Origin of the sequence: Aeromonas sp. R2-3 (genome assembly GCF_040908375.1) — a bacterium.
GTDB classification, from domain to species: domain Bacteria; phylum Pseudomonadota; class Gammaproteobacteria; order Enterobacterales; family Aeromonadaceae; genus Aeromonas; species Aeromonas veronii.
In genome coordinates, this window is sequence record NZ_JBFODP010000027.1 from 443,495 (window position 1) to 464,700 (window position 21,206).

The following is a 21,206-nucleotide window of genomic DNA, read 5'->3' on the forward strand; positions in this document are numbered from 1 at the left end:
GTTTTTTATTTCTATCGGTTATCTAAGCTCAGCTACTTACCCCACCAAAAACGCCCTTAACCGGGCAAACTCCGCTGGCAAATTAACAGAGAGCAGCGGCAGCTCGGCGTGTTTGGCGAGCGGGCCGGGCAGCGGCACATCCAGATGCAGGATCTCGTCCACCGACTCCTTGAACTTGGCGGGATGAGCGGTGCAGAGGAAAACCCCCACTTCATCCTCGGCCAGCTGTTCCCCCAGCAGATCCCAGGCAATAGCACCGTGGGGTTCGCAGAGGTAATCCTGCTGGTGCAGGCGTTTAAGGGCAGCGCGAGTCTGGGCATCGTCACGCATGCCTGACCCTAAGGTCTCCAGCGCCCAGCCCTTGCGACGGCAGAGCTCTTCTACTCGCGGCCAGTTGTTGGGGCGGCTCACATCCATGGCGTTCGACAGGGTTGCCACTGTCTGGTGCGGCTCCCACTGACCGGTTTTCAGATAGCGTGGCACAGTGTCGTTGGCGTTGGTGGCGGCGATAAAGCGCTTCACCGGCAGTCCCAGCGCCTTGGCGATAAGGCCCGCAGTGAGGTTGCCAAAGTTGCCGGACGGCACGCTGATCACCGCCTTGGCACGATCGGCTTTCGGCAACTGGGCCACCGCTTCGAAGTAGTAGCAAACCTGCGCCAACAATCGGCTGATATTGATGGAGTTGGCGGAGTTGAGGCCAATGGCCTTTTTCAGCGCCTCGTCGTCAAAGGCCTGTTTTACCAGTGCCTGACAGGCATCGAAGTCGCCATCGATGGCGATGGTGCGGATATTGCCGCCGAGGGTGCAGAAGAGCTTCTCCTGCAGCGGGCTTATCTTGCCCTTGGGATAGAGGATCACCACCTCGATCCCCTCCAGCCCGTAGAAGGCGTGGGCCACGGCGGCGCCGGTGTCGCCGGAGGTGGCGGTGAGGATGGTGATCTTGTCGTTGGTTCTAAAGGCCGCGAGACACTGGGCCATAAAGCGGCCGCCGAAATCCTTGAATGCCAGGGTCGGGCCGTGGAACAGCTCAAGGGCATAGGTGCCATCCTTGAGCTTCACCAGCGGCGCCGGGAAGGTGAAGGCGGCGTTGATAAGCTCGCTCACCTTGGCGGCGGGTACTTCGTCCCCCAGCAGGTGGCTCAGGATGCGGGCAGAGCGTTCGGCCAGCGGCAGATCGAGCAGGGCATCCACATCGGCCAGCGGTTCGAGTTGTTCGGGGAAGAAGAGCCCCTGTTCGCGACCCAAGCCCTGACGCACCGCCTGCGCGAAGCTCACCTGTTCGCTGTTGTCCTTGATGTTGTAGAGATTCATAGCTCGCTTCCTGTTACCCGTGCCCCGGCCATGTCCAGTTTGCAGACCCGGGCAAATCCATCTTCGTTCTGCACGAAATGTGCTTCCATCCAATCCTTCATCCGCTCGGCCTGCGCCAGATCCTTCATCACCACAAACACGGTGGGACCGGAGCCAGAGATGCCGGTAGCCAGCGCCCCGTTCTGGGCCGCCTGCGCCCGCACTTCGGCGAAGCCTTCGATCAACGCCGCGCGGTAGGGTTCGGCAATCACGTCTTTCAAGACGCTCGCCGCCAACCCCTCCTGCCCGGTGTAGCTGGCGTGAACAAAGGCAGCCAGGCGGCGACCGTAGGTGAGGCAATCCTGACGGCGATATTGAGCAGGCAGAATGGCGCGGGCGGCGGCGGTGGAGACGACTGTGCCCGGGTAGCAGACCACCCAGTACCACTGATCGAACACCGGAATACCCTGGCTGATAACGCCGTGCTCTTCCAGCACCAGCTGCATGCCGCCGAGATAGCAGGGGGCCACGTTGTCGTAGTGAACGGAGCCGGATATCTTGCCTTCCATCTCCCCCATCAGCAGCAGCATGTCGTGCTCATTGAGCGGCTCGCCGTGGAAGGCGTTGAGCCCTTCAAGGGCCGCCACCACGCTGCAGGCGCTGGAACCCAGACCCGAGCCCACCGGCAGGTTCTTCTCCAGCACCATTTCAAGCGGATTGAGTTTAAGGCCGCGCTTCTCCAGCGCCTCGCCATAGGTGACCCAGCAGTCATGGAGGATATTCTTTTTCGGATCGTCCGGCAGCTTGTGGGCGTAGCGGCCCACAGAGGAGAGCGCAAAAGGCACGTCAGCCGCTTTTACCTGCACCCGATCGCCGAGCAGAGAGCCATCAACGGGGGCGAGCGCCGCCCCCAGTACATCGAATCCCACGCTCAGGTTGGCGCTGGAGGCGGGCGCATAGGCAACCACACTTCTGTCATTACCCATGGCGCCTTCCGTCATATAAGAGGGGTACATGTCTGAACTCATGCTTATAGCTCCTGCTTCCAGTTCTGGGTGCGCAGCACGTCGGCAAAGACGCCCGCCGCAGTCACTTCGGTACCGGCGCCATAGCCGCGCAGCACCAGCGGGATCGGCTGGTAGTAGGTGGAGAAGAAGGCGAGCGCGTTCTCCCCGTCTTTGACCTTGAACAGCGGCTCGTCACCACCGACCGCCTTGATGGCGACCTTGCACTTGCCACCTTCGATGGAGCCCACATAGCGCAGCACCTTGCCTTCACGCTGGGCCGCGGCGAACTGGTCGCGGAACCAGCCGTCGGCTTCGGGCAGGCGGGCCATAAAGGCTTCCACGTCGCCACTGACGTCAAAGCCCGGCGGCAGCGCCTGCTCGACTTCCACATCGGAGAGCTCCAGCGCCATGCCGGCTTCACGAGCCAGAATGAGCAGCTTGCGCGCCACATCCATGCCGTTGAGATCGTCGCGAGGATCCGGCTCGGTAAAGCCGTTGCTGCGGGCGATTTGGGTCGCCTCGGAGAAGGCCATCCCCTCGTCCAGCTTGCCGAAGATAAAGGAGAGGGAGCCGGACAGAATGCCGTCGAAGGCACGCAGCTTGTCACCGGCCTTAATAAGGTTCTGCAGGTTCTCGATAACCGGCAAGCCCGCGCCCACGTTGGTTTCATAGAGGAACTTGCGGCGAGTCTGGCGGGCGGTGCGGCGCAGCGCCTTGTAGTAATCAAGCGAACCGGTGTTGGCCTTCTTGTTCGGAGTCACCACATGGAAACCGGCAGCGAGGAAGTCGGCGTACTGGACGGCCACCGCCTCGGAGGAGGTGCAGTCGACGATCACCGGGTTGATGATGTGGCTATCTTCCACCAGCTTTTTCACCCCTTCCAGCGAGAAGCTGTCGCGGGCTTCCGCCAGCTGTTCGCGCCAGTTGGCGAGGTTCAGGCCATCCTTGTTGACCGCCATCTGGCGGCTGTTGGCGATGCCGACCACGCGAAGGCCAGTGCCCTGCTCGGCCAGTACCGGTTGCTGGCGGGCAATCTGATCCACCAGCGCGGCACCAACGCCGCCAACCCCGACCACAAAGAGATCGATAAACTGCTGGCTGCCAAAGAAGTTCTGGTGGCACGCCTTGATGGCTTCCGCCACCTTGCGATCCCGCACCACCGCCGAGATGGAGCGCTCGCTGGAGCCCTGCGCGATGGCGACGATGTTGATGGAGGCTTGCGCCAGCGAGGTGAAGAAGCGGGCCGCCATCCCTTTGCTGGTGCGCATGCCGTCACCGATCAGGGAGATGATCGCCAGATCGCTGATGATATCCAGCGGCTCCAGCAGCTGGTTTTTGAACTCCAGCTCGAACTCGCGCTCCAGCACCTTGCGGGTCTTCTCACTGTCGTAGCTGTGGATACAGAAGCTGACGCTGTACTCGGAGGATGACTGGGTGATCAGCACGATACTGACCCCGGCGCGAGAGACGGCGGAGAAGATGCGACCGGCCATGCCGACCATCCCCTTCATGCCGGGGCCGGAGACGTTGAACATGCACATGCCGGAGAGATCCGAGATGGCCTTCACTTTCAGGTCATCGTCGCCGCTCTCGGGGCCGATCAGGGTGCCCGGCCCCTGCGGGTTGAAGCTGTTCTTGATGAGGCAGGGAATATGGAACTGGGCCACCGGCGCGATGGTTTTCGGGTGCAGCACCTTGGCGCCGAAGTAGGAGAGCTCCATCGCCTCCTTGTAGGAGAGGGTTTTCAGCAGGTAGGCATCCGGCACCAGACGGGGGTCGCAGCTGTAGCAGCCTTCGACGTCAGTCCAGATCTCGCAGCACTCGGCATCAACGCAGGCGGCCAATACGGCTGCGGAGTAGTCGGAGCCGTTGCGCCCCAGCAGCACGGTCTCGCCCTTGTCGCTGCCACCGGTAAAGCCCGGCATCAGGTAAAGACAGTCGCTACGCAGCCCCTTGGCGGCAAAGCGCAGGCGGGAGGCTTCAATATCGACGTGCGCTTCCAGATAACCGCCGTCGGTGACCAGCAGCTCTTCCGGTACGATCAGCTCCAGATCCAGACCGCGCACCCGCAGCAGTTCGTGCATAAAGGCGATGGAGAGGTTCTCGCCACGGCTCAGAATGCGCGCCTGCACGTTGTCCGGGCAGAGGCCCAGCAGACGGATGCCCTGCATCAGGCGCTCCACCTGATCCAGCTCGGCGGTGAGGCGGGCCAGCAGCGCCTTGTCATCGAGCGCCGGATAGGCCACCTTCAACCCGGCCAGCAGGCGGGAGAAGATGCCGTTGACTTCAAACAGGGTGGAACTGGCATCCATGCCGCGACTGGTCTGTTCCACCAGCGCCACCAGATGATTGGTCACCTTGGCAGGTGCAGAGAGCACCAGGGCTACCTGAGATTGGCCGTGGGTGTTGACCGCAATATCGGCCACCCGTAAAAAACGTTCTGCATCGGCCAGTGAAGACCCGCCAAATTTCAACACTCTCATCGCTTTCTCTCCCTGTAATCCCTGCTGTATAACCGAAAAACCGGTCTGAAAATCATCCAACAAAAAGGCCCGTACTGGGTGGGTACGGGCCTTTTCTGATTTCTGTGCTTGTTCGTCAGCGCATCAACCGGCCCCAGTGCCACCTGTGGTGGTACCGGTAATAATGGTGGTGGTGATGATGTTGTTGGTGAATAGCTGCATGACGAACACTCGTTGACGAAGCTGGCTTTTAGCAATACCGCGGCGGGCGCTGGGCTGTCAACTTAAACCTCTTTGCCAAGTTTGCGCGCAAGGTCTTTGCAGAGCAGGTGGAGCATGTTCAAATCCCGCTGCGGCAGCATGGGCACCCGGTCCATCACCCATTGATGCAGTTTTTCATCCTGCGAAACTCCGAGTTCACCAAGTAATTCTGCTGTTTTGCTTTTCAGCACCCGAACCTGCCCGGCGTTATCAAAATTTTCTGCTACCGCAGCGGCGCCGTCGGCGTTCAGCTCATCCATCAGCTGACTCATCTCGTAGGCGTAGAGCATGATCGCCTGCCCCAGATTGAGGGAGGGGTAGCTCACCTTGAGGGGCAGATAGCTGATGAGATCGACCTCGGCCAGCTGCTCGTTGGAGAGCCCCGACTCCTCGCAGCCAAAGACGATGGCCACCTTGTTGAGTGAAGGCTTGCTGCGGATCTGCTCGCGGATCTCCCCCGGGGTGAGGTAGTGCTGGTAGCGACCGCGCTCACGGGCAGTGGTGGCGATCACCAGATCCATGTCGGCCAGCGCCTCGGGCAGGGTATCGAACGCTTCGGCCTGAGTCAGGATCTCCTGGGCGCCGTGGGCCACCCAGCTTGCCTCCTCCTCTTCGTGTACCCGGCTCGCCACCAGTCGCATGGCATCGAATCCCATGGTTTTCATGGCGCGGGCAGCCGCCCCCACATTCGCAGGTCGGGCAGGTGCCACCAGGACAAAATAGAGCTTCATCGGGTTTCCTCACAGGCCGGACGGCCTCTCAAACAGACAGCAAACAGTCGCTAAACCATCACCAAAACAGGGGCGCAATCTACCGTTTATCCCCGAAAATTGCCACTTGAACAGACGTTTGAATGTTGCGATAGTGGCCTGACGTGTGAACAAATTACACCCAATCCTTCGCGCTATCGGCCCGACAGATCACAAGGAAGAGAGAGATGCAGCAGCCATTGGAACAGGCCGTCGCCGAGACTATCCTGCAACGCTTCGAGTCGTTTTACAGCCGGTTTCTCGAGATAACCCAGGGCAGCAAGAGCCGCTTCGAGAACAGTGACTGGCTGGGGGTGCAGCTCGCCGGGCGCGAGCGTATTCGCCTCTATGACCACCATGTGGGGGCCACCGCCAGCTCCATCCGCCAGATGATGGGGGAGCACCACGCCACCCAGGAGCTGCTCAAGCGGGTCAAAAGCGCCTTCAGCGATCTGCTGCCCCGTTGTGACAACTTCGAGGTGGCGGAGTCCTTCTTCAACTCCGTCTATCGGCGGATCTTCCGCCATCGCAATATCCGCGACGAAAACCTCTATATCCACCCCTTTGTCAGCCGTGGCGAAAAACCGGATTTAAGCGCCCTGCTGCGGATCTATCGCACCGATCTGGCCCATCTGCCGCAGACCTTGAGCCAGCTTTTGGGGGATTACAGCTTCACCCTCCCCTACGAGGACAAACAGCGGGATATTGTCGACATCCACCGCCATCTTGCGGAGAACGGCCCACAAATACTCCATGATGAGCCGTTTGCCATCGAGCTGCTCAAAGAGGTGTTCTACCGCAACAAGGGGGCCTATCTGGTGGGGCTGATCCGGGCCCGGGATCAGGTCTTCCCCTTTATCCTGCCCCTGCTCAGCACAGGCCACAGCATCTATGTGGACACGGTGATCTTCGAGCCGGATCTCGCCTCCATCGTGTTTGGCTTTGCCCGCGCCTACTTTATGGTCTATGCCCGCGAACCGGCGCTGTTTGTCGCCTTCCTGCGTCAAATCATGCCCCACAAGCCCGATTACGAGATCTACAACGCCATCGGCTGCCAGAAGCATGGCAAGACCGAGCTCTATCGCCACTACCGTCACCATCTGGCCCAGAGCCGGGATCAGTTCATCATCGCCCCCGGCATCAAGGGGATGGTGATGAGCGTGTTCACCCTCCCCTCCTACGATGTGGTGTTCAAGGTGATAAAAGACGAGTTCACGCCCCCCAAGGATGTGAGTCACGAGCAGGTGAAGGCGAAATACCGGCTGGTAAAACAGCACGATCGGGTTGGCCGGATGGCCGATACCCAGGAGTTCACCAACTTCGAGTTTCCCCTCGATCGCATCTCGCCCGAACTCCTTGCCGAACTCAAGACGGTGGCGCCCTCGGCACTCACCATCAGCGACGACAAGCTGGTGATCAAGCACCTCTATACCGAGCGCAAGATGATCCCCCTCAACCTCTATCTGGACAAGGCGGACGAGCAGCAGACCCGCCTCGCGCTGGAGGAGTACGGCAACGCCATCAAGCAGCTGGCGGCGGCCAACATCTTCCCGGGGGACATGCTGTTCAAGAACTTTGGCGTCACCCGTCACGGCCGGGTGGTCTTCTACGACTACGACGAGATCTGTTACATGACGGAGTGCAACTTCCGCCAGATCCCGCCGCCGCGCTACCCCGAGGATGAGTGGAGCGCAGAGCCCTGGTATTCGGTAGCCCCCAACGACATCTTCCCCGAGGAGTTCGCCACCTTCCTGCTGCAAAAGCCGCAGGTGCGGGAGATCATGCTGCAGCTGCACAAGGAGATGTTCGACGCCAACTACTGGAAGATGCTGCAGAGCAACATCAAGGTGGGGGTGTTCGAGGATGTCTACCCCTACCGGCGCAAGAAACGCTTCAAGTACCAGCGCGGCGGCTGATCCCGCAGCGCCCGCGCACATCGCAGCAACGAAAACGGGGTGGCCCAAGCCACCCCGTTTTGCTATCCGCTTTGCGCCTTAACTGCCGCGACGGCGGATCACTCCCTCCTGCATGGTACTCGCCACCAGCATGCCGTCACGGGTAAAGAACTGACCACGCACCAGACCACGACCGCTGCTGGCGCTCGGGCTGTCTACCACGTAGAGCAACCAGTCGTCGAAGCGGAAATCCCGGTGGAACCACATGGAGTGATCGATGGTCGCCACCTGCATATCCGGCTCCCAATACGACACCCCGTGGGGCTGCAGCGAGGTGAGCAGGAAGTTGAAGTCGGAGGCGTAGGCCAGCAGGTATTTGTGCACCCGCAGATCGTCCGGCATCTGACCGTTGGCCTTGAACCAGACGTGACGCACCGGATCCTGCACCGTCGGGCGAATAGGGTCGACCAAGGTCACCGGACGCATCTCGATGGGCTGCTCGCAGAGGATCTTGTCGCGCAGGGAGGCCGGGATCAGGTTCTCGTAGGGGCGCACCAGCTCCAGCTCGCTCTTGAGCTCCTCCGGCGGGGTGATGCCGGTGGGCATCTGTACCTGATGCTCGAAACCGTCGGCCGGCACCTGAAACGAGGCGTTGAGATAGAAGATGGGCTTGCCGCCCTGAATCGCCTTGACCCGGCGAGTGGAGACGGTCTGGCCGTCACGGATATTCTCCACGTCATAGACGATGGGACGGGTCACATCCCCCGGACGCAGGAAGTAGGAGTGAAAACTGTGAACCTGACGGCCGGTCTCGACCGTCTGCTTGGCGGCTGACAAGGCCTGCCCCATTACCTGTCCGCCAAACACGGCCCGCAGACCGAGATCCTGGCTCTGGCCCCGAAACAGGCCCTCCTCGATTTTTTCCAGCGCCAGCAACGCCAGCAGCTCATCAAGTACCTTGCTCATCGTTCACTCCTCTATCAGAGCCGCACAGGCTAACAAGCTCACCGGAGCAGAGCAACCGCCACAACCCCTTCCGCCCGCCAAAGGGAACTTCAAGGGCCATACGCCGCGACCAACAGCATTTATCGAGTCTGTTTTTTCCCTGCCAGAACCGCTACGCTGTCAGCAATCGATAGAGGTGAGGTCACCCGCCATGCACATCCGTTATCCGGTCACGCCCTCTGCCACTTATCGCCTCCGCTCGTCCCTTCGCTTTCTTGCCACCCTGTTTGCTCTCTCGCTGCTCCCGGCCGCCACGGTGCAGAGCGCGGTAATTATCACCGGCGAATTGCCCCCCTACTCTTCAGCGACGCTGGCCAATGGCGGCGAGCTGGCAAGCAAGGTGCTCACCACTCTCAAAGCGGCAGGCCACCCGGATCTGAGGGTCTCCTACCAGCCCTGGCCGAGAGGACTTAAAAACATCGAGCTGGGCAACGCTATCGCCGCCTTCCCCTTTACCTGGACCAACGAGCGCAGCAACACCCTGTTGTTCAGTACCCCCATCGCCTTCGATATCCAGTCCTGGTACACCACGCCCGATAAGAAGGGGCTGGAATCCCCACCCTGGCAGCAGAAAACCGCCTGCGTGCCCAAGGGGTGGTTCTCCGATGCCATCGAGCAAGTGACCATCGAGCAGAATCTGATCGTCAGAACCACCAACCGCCTCAACCAGTGTGTCGAACTACTGAAAAAGGGCAAAGTCGATCTGGTGCCCATCAACGACACCTCAAAAAAGAACCTCTCGGAGGAGGACAACGCCGCCCTCTACCGCCTCTCGCTGTTTCGCCAGAACGTCACCTTCTATCTGGTCACCGCCCGCAATGAAGAGGGAGAGATGTTTATCCGCGACTTCAACAAAGAGTGGATGACACCAGCCAACTGAGGAGTGTGAGAGCAATCATTGCCATATGACCGGAGCCAGCCGGCAGCTGGAGGTCACCCGCTAGAGATGAAAAAGGCCCGCACCAGTTGGTGCGGGCCTTTGCTTGGCCGACTGAGCACTTGAACAGCGTGCAGTACGCAACAGGCTATCGGCTTACTTGCTGCCGGTACCGGAGTTGCGGGTAGAGGCTTGCGGCTTGCGACGGGCGGTGGTGGCGCGGGCACGGGGCTCTTTGCCCTGCATCTCTTTGTGACGCTGCACGGCGCGACGGATCTGGGCGGCCTGCTTGTGACGGCTGGTTTTGCCATCTTGCTGCAGATCGACCTTGGATTCGGTCTCCGGCGGCAGGTTGACCAGACCGCGAAGGTAGTTCACTTCCGGCAGTTTCAGCTCTTGCCAGCCACCGCGCGGGATGCCGCGATCCAGCTTGACGTCACCGTAGCGGATGCGCATCAGGCGGCTCACCTGCACTTCCTGAGATTCCCACAGGCGGCGCACTTCACGGTTGCGACCTTCGGTCAGGGTGACGTTGAACCACTGGTTCAGACCCTCACCGCCAGCCGGTTTGATCTTGTTGAACTTGGCGGTGCCATCTTCCAGCTGCACGCCCTTGCGCAGACGCTGCAGCATGGCTTCGGTGATTTCGCCAAAGACACGTACCGCGTATTCCCGCTCCACTTCGTGGCTCGGGTGCATCAGACGGTTGGCCAGCTCACCATCGGTGGTGAACAGCAGCAGACCGGAGGTGTTGACGTCGAGGCGGCCGACCGCGATCCAGCGGGCACCTTCCATCTTGGGCAGACGATCAAACACGGTGGGACGACCTTCCGGATCGTGACGGGTACACATCTCCCCTTCCGGCTTGTGGTAAGCCAGTACGCGGCAGATCACTTCCTCTGCGGCACGGGTCTTGACCTGGTGACCATCCACCCGGATCACGGCGTTCACTTCGACGCGATCCCCCAGCGTGGCGACCTTGCCATCCACACTGACCCGACCTGCGGTGATCAGGGCCTCCATCTCACGACGGGAGCCGTGACCCGCGCGGGCCAACACTTTTTGCAGTTTTTCACTCATCGGGGTTACCTGATTGTTGATCGCTGCCCACTGGTAAAAGGGGCAACGGGGTTAACTGTAACAAACGCCGGTTGGAGCACTCGCCACAGTTGAAAAATGTATATCTCGGTGACATTGGCACACTTGGGCGCCATTCACCGGGCATCGCTCTCCCCGTCCACCGCAGAGGGCAACAGGGGTTGCAGTTCAGGATCCAGCTCGGGGAGCTGCTCCAGACTCTGCAGATTAAAGTAATCCAGAAACTCTCTGGTGGTGGCGAGCAGTTCGGGGCGACCGGCCACCTCTTTGTGGCCAATGCTGCGCACCCAGCCACGCTCTTTCAGGGTATTCACTATCTGGCTCGACACCGCCACCCCGCGGATCGCTTCGATCTCGGCCCGGGTGATGGGTTGGCGATAGGCGATAAGGGTCAGCGTCTCCATCACGGCGCGGGAATAGCGCGGCGCCCGCTCGCTCCAGAGCCGCGAGAGCTCTTCGGCATACTCCTGACGCGCCTGAAAGCGCCAGCCGGAGGCGACCTCTTTGAGCTCGACGCCCCGCGAGCTGTAATCTTGCCTGATCTCGGCCAACAGTAGCTGAACATAGCGACTGGTCACCGGATAATCCGCCAGCACGCTGCTTTTCAGCTCGCTGACATTGAGTGGGCGACCGGCCACAAACAGCGCCGCTTCGATCAGGGTCTTGAGTCGTTCAGTGGGCAGCGCCACGGTTGCCCTCCTCGCTCTGCTCGGCCAATGCGAAATGGATTGGTCCCAGCGGTTCTGCCTGCAGGATCCAGATCAGTTGCTCCTTGCACAGCTCCAGCAGGGCCAGAAACGTCACCAGTACCCCCATGCGCCCCTCTTCGGCGCGTAGCACCTGCTCAAGGCGCAGGGTCTGCCCCAGCGTGAGCATGGCGAGGATCTCCGCCATGCGCACCCGGGTCGGGATCTGTTCGCGGCGGATCTGGTGATGTTCGAAATGAGTCGCGCGTTTTACCACACTTTGCATGTAAAGGGCGAGCTCAACCAGCGAAACATCGGGCGCCAGTGGCTTGAGGGCGCCAAAATCGGGGGGCAAGGCGGCTGCGATATAAATCTCTCGCTCCACCCGTGGCAGCTCATTGACCCTCTCTGCACCTACCTTGTAGCGCTCGTACTCCTGCAGGCGGCGGATCAGGGTCACCCGCGGGTCTTCTCCCTCATCTTCATCCTCCAGCTCCGGCGCCTTGGGCAACAGCAGGCGGGATTTTATCTCCGCCAGCCAGGCCGCCATCAGCAGATATTCGGCCGCCAGCTCAAGATTGAGCCCCTGCATCAGCTCCACGTACTCCATGTACTGGGCGGTGATCTGCAGGATCGGCAGGTTGAGGATATCGAGCTGCTGGCGCCGGATAAGGTAGAGCAGCAGATCGAGCGGCCCCTCGAAGGTATCGAGGAACACCTCCAGCGCATCGGGCGGGATGAACAGGTCCTGAGGCAGCTCGTGATAGGGCTGCCCCAGGACTTTCGCGATGGGTAGCGCGGCGCCAGTCCCCGTCTCGGCGGAAGGGACTGTCACCGGTTCAGCGACATCACTCAAACGGGGTCGGGTCTCCGGCGCCGCGACGACGCAATACCGGCTCGTCGTCAGAGAAATCGACCACAGTGGTGGGCTGCTCGCCCAGATAACCGCCGTTGACCACCAGATCGATCTGCTTGCCCAGCTTGTCGAAGATCTCTTCCGGGTCGAACTCGGCCATCTCGGAGTCCGGCAGGATCAATGTGGTGGAGAGCAACGGCTCGCCGAGGGCTTCCAAGAGCGCCTGGGCAATCTTGTTGTCCGGCACCCGGATGCCAATGCTCTTTTTCTTCTCGTTCATCAGGCGGCGCGGCACCTCTTTGGTCGCCTTGAAGATGAAGGTGTAGGCGCCCGGGGTGTTGTTCTTGATCAGGCGAAACGCGCTGTTGTCGACCTTGGCGTAGGTGGAGATCTCGGAGAGATCGCGGCACACCAGGGTGAAGTCGTGGTTGGCGTCGAGACGACGGATGCGGCAGATGCGCTCCAGCGCGCCCTTGTCACCCATCTGGCAACCCAGCGCATAGCCGGAGTCTGTCGGATAGACGATGACGCCACCGTTCTGGATGATCTGTACCGCCTGACCGATCAGACGGGCCTGGGGATTTTCCGGATGTACGTAAAAATGCTGACTCATAGCTTGTTCTCGCAATGGGGGCAGCAATACCTGCCCGCTCGTATGGTCACGGGCCAAAGACCCATGACACTACCTTAACCTGTTTGTGGCCGCTTCGCTGGCGCCGTTACCGGCTTGCCAGCAGCTCAGCATGCTGCTCGGTGGTGAGCCCGAAGTGACCGGGATAGGCCAGCCAGACGGGCATTCCCTCTTTGGGCAGCCAGAGATGGCGGCCCAGCTCGGTCCAGTTGGAGGGGAAGTGAAAATCCGATCCCACCGAGATATAGAGGTCGTGATCCTTGGCCCACTGGCCCAGATTGGCCCGCTCCTGCGGACTCTGCTGGGGCAATGAGACCTCCATGGCATCGCCACCGGCCGCCTTGAAGGCCACCAACAACCGCTTGATCCACTTGGCGGTGAGATCGTAACGGCTGGGGTGGGCCAGCACCGCCAGCCCACCCGCAGCGTGAATGGCGGCGATGGCTTCACTCATCTCGGGCCACTCGGCCGGGGCATACCCTTTATTGCCACGGCTCAGGTACTTTTTGAATACCTTCTGCATGTTGTCGGCCACCCCACGCGCCACCAGCACCCTGGCAAAGTGGGCGCGGGTCACGGCGGCGTCACCGGCGAGCTGTTTGGCCTCTTCATAGGTGCCGGGGATGAGGCACTTCTCCAGACGACGCCCGATTTCCAGCGCGCGCGCCTCACGGCGGGCCAGCTGACCGGCTAGGAAGTCGGTCAGCTGCGGATTTTTTTCATCCACCCCCAGCGCCACGATATGAATTTCGTGATGCTCCCAACCGGTGGAGATCTCGACCCCGCTCACCAGTCGCAGCGGCAGTTGCTCGGCTTCGATAGTACGACGCACCTCATCAAGCCCGGCAAGGGTGTCGTGGTCAGTAACTGCTAACACCTCGACCTGTTTTTCGGCAGCGCGGCGCACCAGTTCGGCTGGGCTCAGCACCCCGTCGGAGGCAGTGGTATGGCAGTGAAGATCGAATCTCATCAGGTTATTCCGCTCTCGTGGTCAGGTCACCATTCATGGCAAATCGGTGAAAGAAGGCTAAAAAGCGACTTGACTTGGCCGCGGCTTTATCGTTTTCTGTAGGCACTTCATTGCAAACATCTTTTTACAGGACTTTATCATGCAAACGACTTCCATCCTGACCATCTGGTGGTGGCACACTCCCTGACATGCGGGCGTGTGGTCGTTGCTGTACCTGTAATCTGACAGCAAATTAAGAACCCAAAGAAAAAGCCCGCTGACCCCAGCGGGCTTTTTTATTATCCGGCAAATGGACCTGTGATGAAACCGAGAATTCAGACAAGCAAGCTGACCTGGCGATGGCGCCCCTGAACCAGCCACCCCGGACCAATTAAATTTTCAAGGAATTCAATGTCATGAACATCGGTAAACAGCATCACACGCAAGGGAACGCACTATGACAGCCACACATCGCCTTCCTCTGGGTGAATTCGATACCCTCAAACTCAACGCCCCCTATGTGGCCGATCCGCTGGCGCTCTATACCCACCTCTGTCAGGGCCGCCCCAACAACCTGCTGCTGGAATCGGTGGAGATCGACTCCAAGGCGGGTAAACAGAGCCTGCTGCTGGTCGATGCCTGCCTGCGCATCGAGTGCCGTGGCCACACCGTGCGGGTGCGCAGCCTGAACGACAACGGAGCCCAGTTGCAGAGCCTGCTGGCTGAGCGGCTGCCTGCGGTGGTTGCCCGCTCGCTGGTAGATGGCGAGCTGCAGCTCGACTTCCCGGCCTCCGATCGGGAGCAGGACGAAGATTCCCGCCTCAAGGGGAGCAGCGTGCTGGACGTGTTGCGCACCCTGCAGCGGGAGCTTGATTGCCAGCTCGGCAAAGAAGCGCTCTTTATGGCGGGCAGCTTTGCCTACGACCTGATCGCCTCTTTCGAGGATCTGCCAGAGGTGCCGGAGGGGAGCAACAACTGCCCCGACTACTGCTTCTATGTGGCCGAAACCCTGATCACCATCGACCATATCGAACGCACCACTCAACTACTCGCCTGCATCTTCGGCGGCGACAGCGACGAGAGCCAGGTGGAAGACAGATACACCCGCCTGAGCGAACGGCTCACCGACTTCAAACAGATTTGCCAGCAACCCCTCTGCGCCGAGCTGACCACCCAGCCCCTGACCGGCGGCATGAGCGTGGACAAGAGCGACAAACAGTTCTGCGCCGAGGTGGAGAAACTCAAGGGCTTTATCCGCCGTGGCGACATCTTTCAGGTGGTGCCGTCCCGCTGCTTCTCCCTGCCCTGCCCGAGCCCCCTGGCCGCCTATCGCCGCCTCAAACAGACCAACCCCAGCCCCTACATGTTCTACGTGCAGGATGAGGGCTTCACCCTGTTTGGCGCCTCGCCGGAGAGCGCGGTGAAGTTCTGCGCCACCAGCCGCGACGTGGAGATGTACCCCATCGCCGGTACCCGCCGCCGCGGCTTCAACCCGGATGGCAGCATCAACCGGGATCTCGATGGCCGTATCGAGCTGGAGCTGCGTCAGGATGAGAAAGAGGTGGCCGAGCACCTGATGCTGGTGGATCTCGGCCGCAATGACATCGCCCGCATCTCCGAGCCCGGCACCCGCTACGTCAAGGAGCTGCTGAAAGTGGATCGCTACAGCCACGTGATGCATCTGGTCTCCAAAGTGGTGGGCACCTTGCGTTCCGACCTTGACGCCCTGCACGCCTATCAGGCCTGCATGAACATGGGCACCCTCACCGGCGCCCCCAAGATCCGCGCCAGCGAGCTTATTCGCATGGTGGAAGGCAAGCGCCGCGGCAGCTACGGCGGCGCGGTCGGCTATATCAACGGCGCCGGCGAGATGGATACCTGCATCGTCATTCGCTCGGCGTTTGTCAAAGATGGCGTGGCCCACGTACAGGCCGGTGCCGGGGTGGTCTATGACTCCAAACCCCAAGCCGAAGCGGACGAAACCCGCGCCAAGGCGGCCGCCGTGCTGGCCGCCATCGCAGCCAGCCATGGCACCTCCCTGCAAGCCCTGAGCGCCCAGCAGGAGCAACATAAGGACGTGAGCCATGACTAACATCTTCCTGCTCGATAACTTCGACTCCTTTACCTACAACCTGGTGGATCAGTTCCGCTCCCTCGGCTATCCGGTGCGGATCTACCGCAACAGCCTGCCGGCCAGCCGCATCATGAGTGAGATCGCCGCCTGCGAAGGGGACGCCGTACTGGTGCTCTCGCCGGGCCCGGGCGCCCCCCACGAGGCGGGCTGCCTGATTGATCTGATCAAGCTGGCCCGCGGTCAGGTGCCCATCCTCGGTATCTGCCTCGGTCATCAGGCCCTGTGCGAAGCCTACGGCGGCACCGTCGGGGCGGCGGGCGAAATTGTCCACGGCAAGCGTTCGCTGATTGAGCACAACGGCCACGGCGCCTTCGCCGGTCTGCCGAGCCCGCTGCCGGTAGCCCGCTACCACTCACTGGTCGCCACCTATGTACCGGAAGAGCTGACGGTGATTGCCCACTATCAGGGCATGCCCATGGCCATCGAGCAGCAGGATGAGCGGGTACTGGGTTTCCAGTTCCACCCGGAATCCATCATGACCTCGGAAGGGGCCCGTCTGCTGACCCAGGCGCTCGCCCATATCACCCGCCCAGAAAGCAGCGTGCGTTAAGGTAAGGAGACCAACATGCATCAACATCTCAACACCCTTTATCAGGGTCAGTCTCTGAGCCGTGAAAGTACCCGCGATGCCTTCGGCCAGGTGGTACGTGGCGAAGTGGATCCCATTGTGCTCGCAAGCCTGCTGACTGCCCTCAAGATCAAGGGGGAGACCCCGGAGGAGATCGCTGGCGCCGCCGAAGCGTTGCTGGCAGAAGCGCGCGACTTCCCGCGTCCGGACTATGAATTTTGCGACATCGTCGGCACCGGTGGCGATGGCCTCAACACCATCAACGTCTCCACCACTTCGGCACTGGTCGCCGCCGCCTGCGGCCTGAAAGTGGCCAAGCATGGCAACCGCTCGGTCTCGAGCAAGTCGGGTTCGAGCGATCTGCTGGACAAAATGGGCATCAAGCTCGACATGAGCCCGGCGCAGGCGCGCCGCTGCCTGGATGAGCTCGGCATCTGCTTCCTGTTCGCCCCCCAGTACCACGCCGGGGTGCGCCACGCCATGCCGGTGCGTCAGGCCCTCAAAACCCGCACCCTGTTCAACGTGCTGGGGCCGCTTATCAACCCCGCTCGCCCCACCTATCAGCTGATGGGGGTCTATGCCCCCGAGCTGGTGCGCCCCATCGCAGAAACCCTGCTGGCACTGGGGCTGAAAACCGGTATGGTGGTTCACGGCGCAGGGCTGGATGAAATTGCCATCCACGGCCCGACCCAGGTAGCCCAGATCCGTGACGGCGAGATCCGCGAATTTCTGCTCACCCCAGCCGACTTTGGCCTCGAGACCTATCCGGTCAGCGCCATTCAGGGCGGTGAGCCTGAAGAGAACCGCGCCATCACCGCCGCCATTCTGGAGGGGCGTGGCACCCCGGCCCACAACGCCGCCATTGCCGCCAATGTGGCGCCACTGCTGCTGATGGCGGGCAAGGCGCAAGATCTCAAGAGCGCGGCGGCCGAGGTGCTAGCGGTGCTGGCGAGCGGCAAGGCAGCGGATCTGGCCGCTCGGCTCGCCACTTTAAGCCATCAGGAAGCGGGCCATCAGGAGGCATGATGTCAGCCACCACATTGCACAGCAGTCATTCAGAACGCCCACAGGGCAAGAGCCAGTTTCGCAAGGATAACGAGATGTCAGACCTTATTGCCCCCCATGCATTTCTGAACATGGCCTCCATCAGCCAGACCATTCTCGGCAAGATCGTGGCGGCCAAACAGGAGTGGGTTGCCGCCCGCAAGCTGGCCCAACCGCTGGAGAGCTTCCAGAGCGCACTGACCCCCAGCGATCGGGATTTCGTCGGCGCGCTCAAGGCGGGCTCCACCCGCTTTATTCTGGAGTGCAAGAAGGCCTCCCCCTCCAAGGGCTTGATCCGCGACGACTTCAGCCCGGAGGCGATCGCCGACATCTATGGCAAATACGCCACCGCCATCTCGGTGCTGACGGACGAGAAGTTCTTTCAGGGGGATTTCGCCTTCCTGCCGCGGGTGCGAGGTCGCGTATCGCAGCCGGTGCTCTGCAAAGATTTCATGATTGACCCCTATCAGGTCTATCTGGCCCGCCACTATCAGGCGGACGCCATCCTCTTGATGCTCTCGGTGCTCACCGACGAGGGCTATCGCGCCCTGTTCGCGGTGGCCAAGGAGCTGGGCCTTGGCGTGCTCACCGAAGTGAGCAACGAGGAGGAGCTGACCCGTGCCATCGCGTTGGGAGCGCCGGTGATTGGCATCAACAACCGGGATCTGCGGGATTTGAGCGTCGATCTCAACCGCACCAAACAGCTGGCTAAAGATATTCCGAGCGATCGGGTGGTGATCAGCGAGTCCGGCATCAATCACCGCGCTCAGGTGGCGGATCTGCGCCAACACGCCAAGGGCTTTCTGGTGGGCTCGTCATTGATGGCCGAGCCGGATTTGGAAGCGGCTGTGCGCAAGCTGGTACTGGGTCAGAACAAGGTGTGCGGCCTGACCCGCCCCGAGGATGCCGCCGCTGCCCATCAGGCGGGTGCGGTGTTCGGGGGTCTTATCTTTGTGGCGAAAAGCCCGCGCTATGTGGACATCCCCGCCGCCCGCGCCGTGATGGCGGGTGCACCGCTCTCCTACGTCGGGGTATTTCGCAACGCCCAGCCCGCCACCATTGCCAAGACGGTGGATGCGCTGGGACTCGCCGCGGTGCAGCTGCACGGGGATGAGGATGCTGCCTATATCGAGGAACTGCGCCCACTGCTGCCAGCGGGCTGCCAGATCTGGAAGGCCGTAGGCGTCTCTCTCGGCAAAGAAAGCGGCGAACCGCTGCCCGCCCTCGACTATCCGGCCGATCGGCTACTGCTGGATACCAAAGTAGGCAGCCAGAGCGGCGGTACCGGTCAGGCGTTCGACTGGGCCCTGCTGGCCCATCTCGATAAAGCCAAGCTGATGCTGGCGGGGGGCCTTAATCCCGACAACGCCCTGCAGGCGGCGCAAGTCGGCTGCCTCGGCCTTGATTTCAACTCCGGGGTGGAGAGTGCCCCGGGCCAGAAGGATGCGCACAAGATTGCAGCCGCCTTCGGCGCACTGCGCAACCTGTAACGCAACCCTTTTTGATGTTTCGATTTAGCTAATACAAGGAAGAAGCCATGACCCTGCTCAACCCGTTTTTCGGTGAATTTGGCGGTATGTACGTACCCCAAATCCTTATCCCGGCCCTGCTCCAGCTGGAGAAAGCCTTTGTCGATGCCAAGGATGATCCGGCCTTTATCGCCGAGTTTCAGTCCCTGCTGACCGAGTATGCCGGTCGCCCGACCCCGCTCACCCTGACTCGCAATCTGACCAAGGGCACCAAGACCCGCCTCTATCTGAAGCGTGAAGATCTGCTGCACGGCGGCGCCCACAAGACCAACCAGGTGCTAGGTCAGGCGCTGCTGGCCAAGCGGATGGGCAAGAGCGAGATCATCGCAGAGACCGGCGCCGGTCAGCACGGCGTCGCCACTGCGCTGGCCTGCGCTCTGCTCGGCCTCAAGTGCCGGGTCTATATGGGTGCCAAGGATTGCGAGCGCCAGAAGCCCAACGTATTTCGCATGAAGCTGATGGGTGCCACCGTCATTCCGGTGCACTCAGGCTCCAGCACCCTGAAAGATGCCTGCAACGAGGCGCTGCGCGACTGGGCCGCCAACTACGAGTCGGCCCACTACCTGCTCGGCACCGCCGCGGGCCCGCACCCCTTCCCCACTATCGTGCGGGAGTTCCAGAAGATGATCGGCGAAGAGGCCAAAGCCCAGTGCTTCGAGAAAGAAGAGCGCTTGCCCGATGCGGTGATCGCCTGTGTCGGCGGCGGCTCCAATGCCATCGGCATGTTTGCCGACTTTATCGATGAGCCGTCGGTGCGCCTGATCGGTGTCGAGCCGGGTGGTCACGGTATCGAGAGCGGCGAGCACGGTGCGCCACTCGGCCACGGCAGCAAGGGGGTCTTCTTTGGCATGCACTCCTACCTGATGCAGGACAATCAGGGCCAGATTCAGGAGTCCTACTCCGTCTCGGCGGGGCTAGACTTCCCCTCCGTCGGCCCGCAGCACGCCCATCTGGCCGCCATCGGCCGCGCCGAGTACCCCTCGGTGACCGACAAGGAGGCGCTGGACGCCTTCCAGGAGCTGGCCAAATCCGAAGGCATCATACCGGCGCTGGAGTCCTCCCACGCGCTGGCCCACGCCCTCAAGATGGCCCGCAGTGAACCGGAAAAAGAGCAGGTGCTTATCGTCAACCTCTCCGGCCGTGGCGACAAAGATATCTTCACCGTTGCCGACATTTTCGAGAAAGAAGGAACCTTGTCATGAACCGTTACGCACAACTCTTCTCCCGTCTGGATGCGGCCAATCAGGGCGCCTTTGTGCCGTTCGTGATGCTGGGTGACCCCACCCCCGAATTGTCGCTGGCCATCGTCGATGCGCTGGTTGCAGGGGGCGCCGATGCCCTCGAGCTCGGCATTCCCTTCTCCGATCCGGTGGCGGACGGCCCCACCATTCAGGGCGCCGCTCTGCGCGCCTTTGCCAGCCACACCACCCCGGACGACTGCTTCGAGCTGCTTGGCCGCATCCGCGCCAAGTACCCGCAGCTGCCCATTGGCCTGCTGGTCTACGCCAACCTGGTCTATGTGCGCAAAATCGATGGCTTCTACGAGAAGTGCCAGCAGGCGGGCGTGGACTCCGTGCTGGTCGCCGACGTGCCGGTGCAGATGTGCGCCCCCTACAAGGCGGCCGCCGACAAGTTCGGCATCGACAGCATCTTTATCGCCCCGCCCAATGGCGACGCCGAGACCCTGAAACAGGTGGCGGAGCTCGGCAATGGTTACACCTATCTGGTGAGCCGCGCTGGCGTCACCGGTGCCGAGACCAAGGCTGGCATGCCGGTAGAGGGGCTCATCAATACCCTGCGCGAGTTCAACGCCCCCCCCGCCCTGCTCGGCTTTGGCATCAGCGAACCGGCTCAGGTGCGTGAGGCCATCGCCGCTGGCGCCGCCGGTGCCATCTCCGGCTCCGCCGTGGTGAAGATCATCGAGACCCACCACCAGAACCCGGAGCATATGCTCACTCGTCTGAAAGAGTTTGTGGAAGGGATGAAGGCCGCGACCCTGCGCTAAGCGTTCAGTCAAACGCCCCCCCATGACAAGCAAGGGAGCCCAAGCGGGCTCCCTTTTGTTATCCACCATCCCTGGTTGGTGCCCCCCTTGTAGGTCTGATTAGCGAAGCGTAATCAGACGTTCGCGGAATTGATGCTGATGCTATGGCGCGGCTTCACCA

General features: G+C 61.4%; 18 protein-coding genes. 8 read left to right on the forward strand and 10 right to left on the reverse strand.

Features of this window, described 5'->3' with window-relative positions:
• Nucleotides 1-36: 36 nt before the first annotated feature.
• The 4 genes from thrC to AB5Z02_RS14595 all read right to left on the reverse strand — a co-directional run bounded on the left by thrC (nt 37) and on the right by AB5Z02_RS14595 (nt 5,751).
• Nucleotides 37-1,311: a threonine synthase gene (gene thrC, locus AB5Z02_RS14580; protein ID WP_368216283.1), complete on the reverse strand. Its 1,275-nt coding sequence runs from the start codon at nt 1,309-1,311 to the stop codon at nt 37-39.
• Nucleotides 1,308-2,318 (reverse strand): homoserine kinase, encoded by a 1,011-nt coding sequence (gene thrB / locus AB5Z02_RS14585; RefSeq protein WP_368216284.1) that lies wholly within the window; start codon nt 2,316-2,318, stop codon nt 1,308-1,310. Before thrB ends, thrC begins: the two co-directional genes overlap by 4 nt.
• A gap of 2 nt (nt 2,319-2,320) precedes the next feature.
• A complete protein-coding gene (gene thrA, locus AB5Z02_RS14590; RefSeq protein ID WP_368216285.1) occupies nt 2,321-4,780 on the reverse strand; it encodes a bifunctional aspartate kinase/homoserine dehydrogenase I in 2,460 nt (819 codons plus the stop codon).
• A 263-nt stretch (nt 4,781-5,043) separates the two neighbouring features.
• Nucleotides 5,044-5,751 carry a tRNA/rRNA methyltransferase gene (locus AB5Z02_RS14595; RefSeq protein WP_021231205.1) on the reverse strand — a complete coding sequence of 236 codons (708 nt, stop codon included), beginning with the start codon at nt 5,749-5,751 and terminating at the stop codon, nt 5,044-5,046.
• 206 nt (nt 5,752-5,957) lie between these two features.
• Here AB5Z02_RS14595 and aceK point away from each other — a divergent pair, with 206 nt between their 5' ends.
• Nucleotides 5,958-7,685 (forward strand): bifunctional isocitrate dehydrogenase kinase/phosphatase, encoded by a 1,728-nt coding sequence (aceK, locus tag AB5Z02_RS14600; RefSeq protein ID WP_058059117.1) that lies wholly within the window; start codon nt 5,958-5,960, stop codon nt 7,683-7,685.
• A 78-nt stretch (nt 7,686-7,763) separates the two neighbouring features.
• On the opposite strand, the gene tesB is transcribed toward aceK, so the two are convergent.
• Nucleotides 7,764-8,630, reverse strand: coding sequence for an acyl-CoA thioesterase II (gene tesB, locus AB5Z02_RS14605; protein WP_005350232.1), 867 nt, complete (start codon nt 8,628-8,630; stop codon nt 7,764-7,766).
• A gap of 190 nt (nt 8,631-8,820) precedes the next feature.
• Here tesB and AB5Z02_RS14610 point away from each other — a divergent pair, with 190 nt between their 5' ends.
• Nucleotides 8,821-9,549: a transporter substrate-binding domain-containing protein gene (locus tag AB5Z02_RS14610; RefSeq protein WP_368216286.1), complete on the forward strand. Its 729-nt coding sequence runs from the start codon at nt 8,821-8,823 to the stop codon at nt 9,547-9,549.
• Nucleotides 9,550-9,702: 153 nt separating this feature from the next.
• Here AB5Z02_RS14610 and rluB read toward each other — a convergent pair whose 3' ends face one another.
• The 5 genes from rluB to AB5Z02_RS14635 form a co-directional block, all read right to left on the reverse strand.
• Nucleotides 9,703-10,626 (reverse strand): 23S rRNA pseudouridine(2605) synthase RluB, encoded by a 924-nt coding sequence (rluB, locus tag AB5Z02_RS14615; protein WP_005347347.1) that lies wholly within the window; start codon nt 10,624-10,626, stop codon nt 9,703-9,705.
• A gap of 134 nt (nt 10,627-10,760) precedes the next feature.
• Nucleotides 10,761-11,333, reverse strand: a complete 573-nt coding sequence (gene scpB, locus AB5Z02_RS14620; protein ID WP_005350230.1) for an SMC-Scp complex subunit ScpB — start codon at nt 11,331-11,333, stop codon at nt 10,761-10,763.
• Nucleotides 11,317-12,186, reverse strand: coding sequence for a ScpA family protein (locus tag AB5Z02_RS14625; RefSeq protein WP_005347349.1), 870 nt, complete (start codon nt 12,184-12,186; stop codon nt 11,317-11,319). Before AB5Z02_RS14625 ends, scpB begins: the two co-directional genes overlap by 17 nt.
• Nucleotides 12,179-12,799, reverse strand: coding sequence for an L-threonylcarbamoyladenylate synthase (locus AB5Z02_RS14630; RefSeq protein ID WP_005338129.1), 621 nt, complete (start codon nt 12,797-12,799; stop codon nt 12,179-12,181). Before AB5Z02_RS14630 ends, AB5Z02_RS14625 begins: the two co-directional genes overlap by 8 nt.
• A 106-nt stretch (nt 12,800-12,905) precedes the next feature.
• Nucleotides 12,906-13,787 carry a PHP domain-containing protein gene (locus AB5Z02_RS14635; protein ID WP_139406105.1) on the reverse strand — a complete coding sequence of 294 codons (882 nt, stop codon included), beginning with the start codon at nt 13,785-13,787 and terminating at the stop codon, nt 12,906-12,908.
• A 436-nt stretch (nt 13,788-14,223) separates the two neighbouring features.
• On the opposite strand from AB5Z02_RS14635, the gene AB5Z02_RS14640 reads away from it, so the two are divergent.
• Genes AB5Z02_RS14640 through trpA form a run of 6 tightly spaced genes read left to right on the forward strand, consistent with a single transcriptional unit; the run spans nt 14,224 to nt 21,046 of the window.
• On the forward strand, nt 14,224-15,858 hold the full coding sequence (locus AB5Z02_RS14640; protein WP_368216288.1) for an anthranilate synthase component 1: 1,635 nt from the start codon (nt 14,224-14,226) through the stop codon (nt 15,856-15,858).
• Entirely contained in the window at nt 15,851-16,450 is a 600-nt protein-coding gene (locus AB5Z02_RS14645; RefSeq protein WP_005359135.1) for an aminodeoxychorismate/anthranilate synthase component II, read from the forward strand. The genes AB5Z02_RS14640 and AB5Z02_RS14645 overlap by 8 nt, the downstream gene beginning before the upstream one ends.
• 15 nt (nt 16,451-16,465) lie before the next feature.
• Nucleotides 16,466-17,494 carry an anthranilate phosphoribosyltransferase gene (gene trpD / locus AB5Z02_RS14650; RefSeq protein WP_368216290.1) on the forward strand — a complete coding sequence of 343 codons (1,029 nt, stop codon included), beginning with the start codon at nt 16,466-16,468 and terminating at the stop codon, nt 17,492-17,494.
• Nucleotides 17,494-19,002 (forward strand): bifunctional indole-3-glycerol-phosphate synthase TrpC/phosphoribosylanthranilate isomerase TrpF, encoded by a 1,509-nt coding sequence (gene trpCF / locus AB5Z02_RS14655; protein ID WP_368216292.1) that lies wholly within the window; start codon nt 17,494-17,496, stop codon nt 19,000-19,002. Before trpD ends, trpCF begins: the two co-directional genes overlap by 1 nt.
• Before the next feature lie 47 nt (nt 19,003-19,049).
• Nucleotides 19,050-20,243 carry a tryptophan synthase subunit beta gene (gene trpB / locus AB5Z02_RS14660; RefSeq protein ID WP_005347359.1) on the forward strand — a complete coding sequence of 398 codons (1,194 nt, stop codon included), beginning with the start codon at nt 19,050-19,052 and terminating at the stop codon, nt 20,241-20,243.
• The gene (gene trpA, locus AB5Z02_RS14665; protein WP_071911944.1) at nt 20,240-21,046 is read left to right on the forward strand and encodes a tryptophan synthase subunit alpha; all 807 of its coding nucleotides are present in this window, start codon (nt 20,240-20,242) and stop codon (nt 21,044-21,046) included. Before trpB ends, trpA begins: the two co-directional genes overlap by 4 nt.
• Nucleotides 21,047-21,206: the final 160 nt, after the last annotated feature.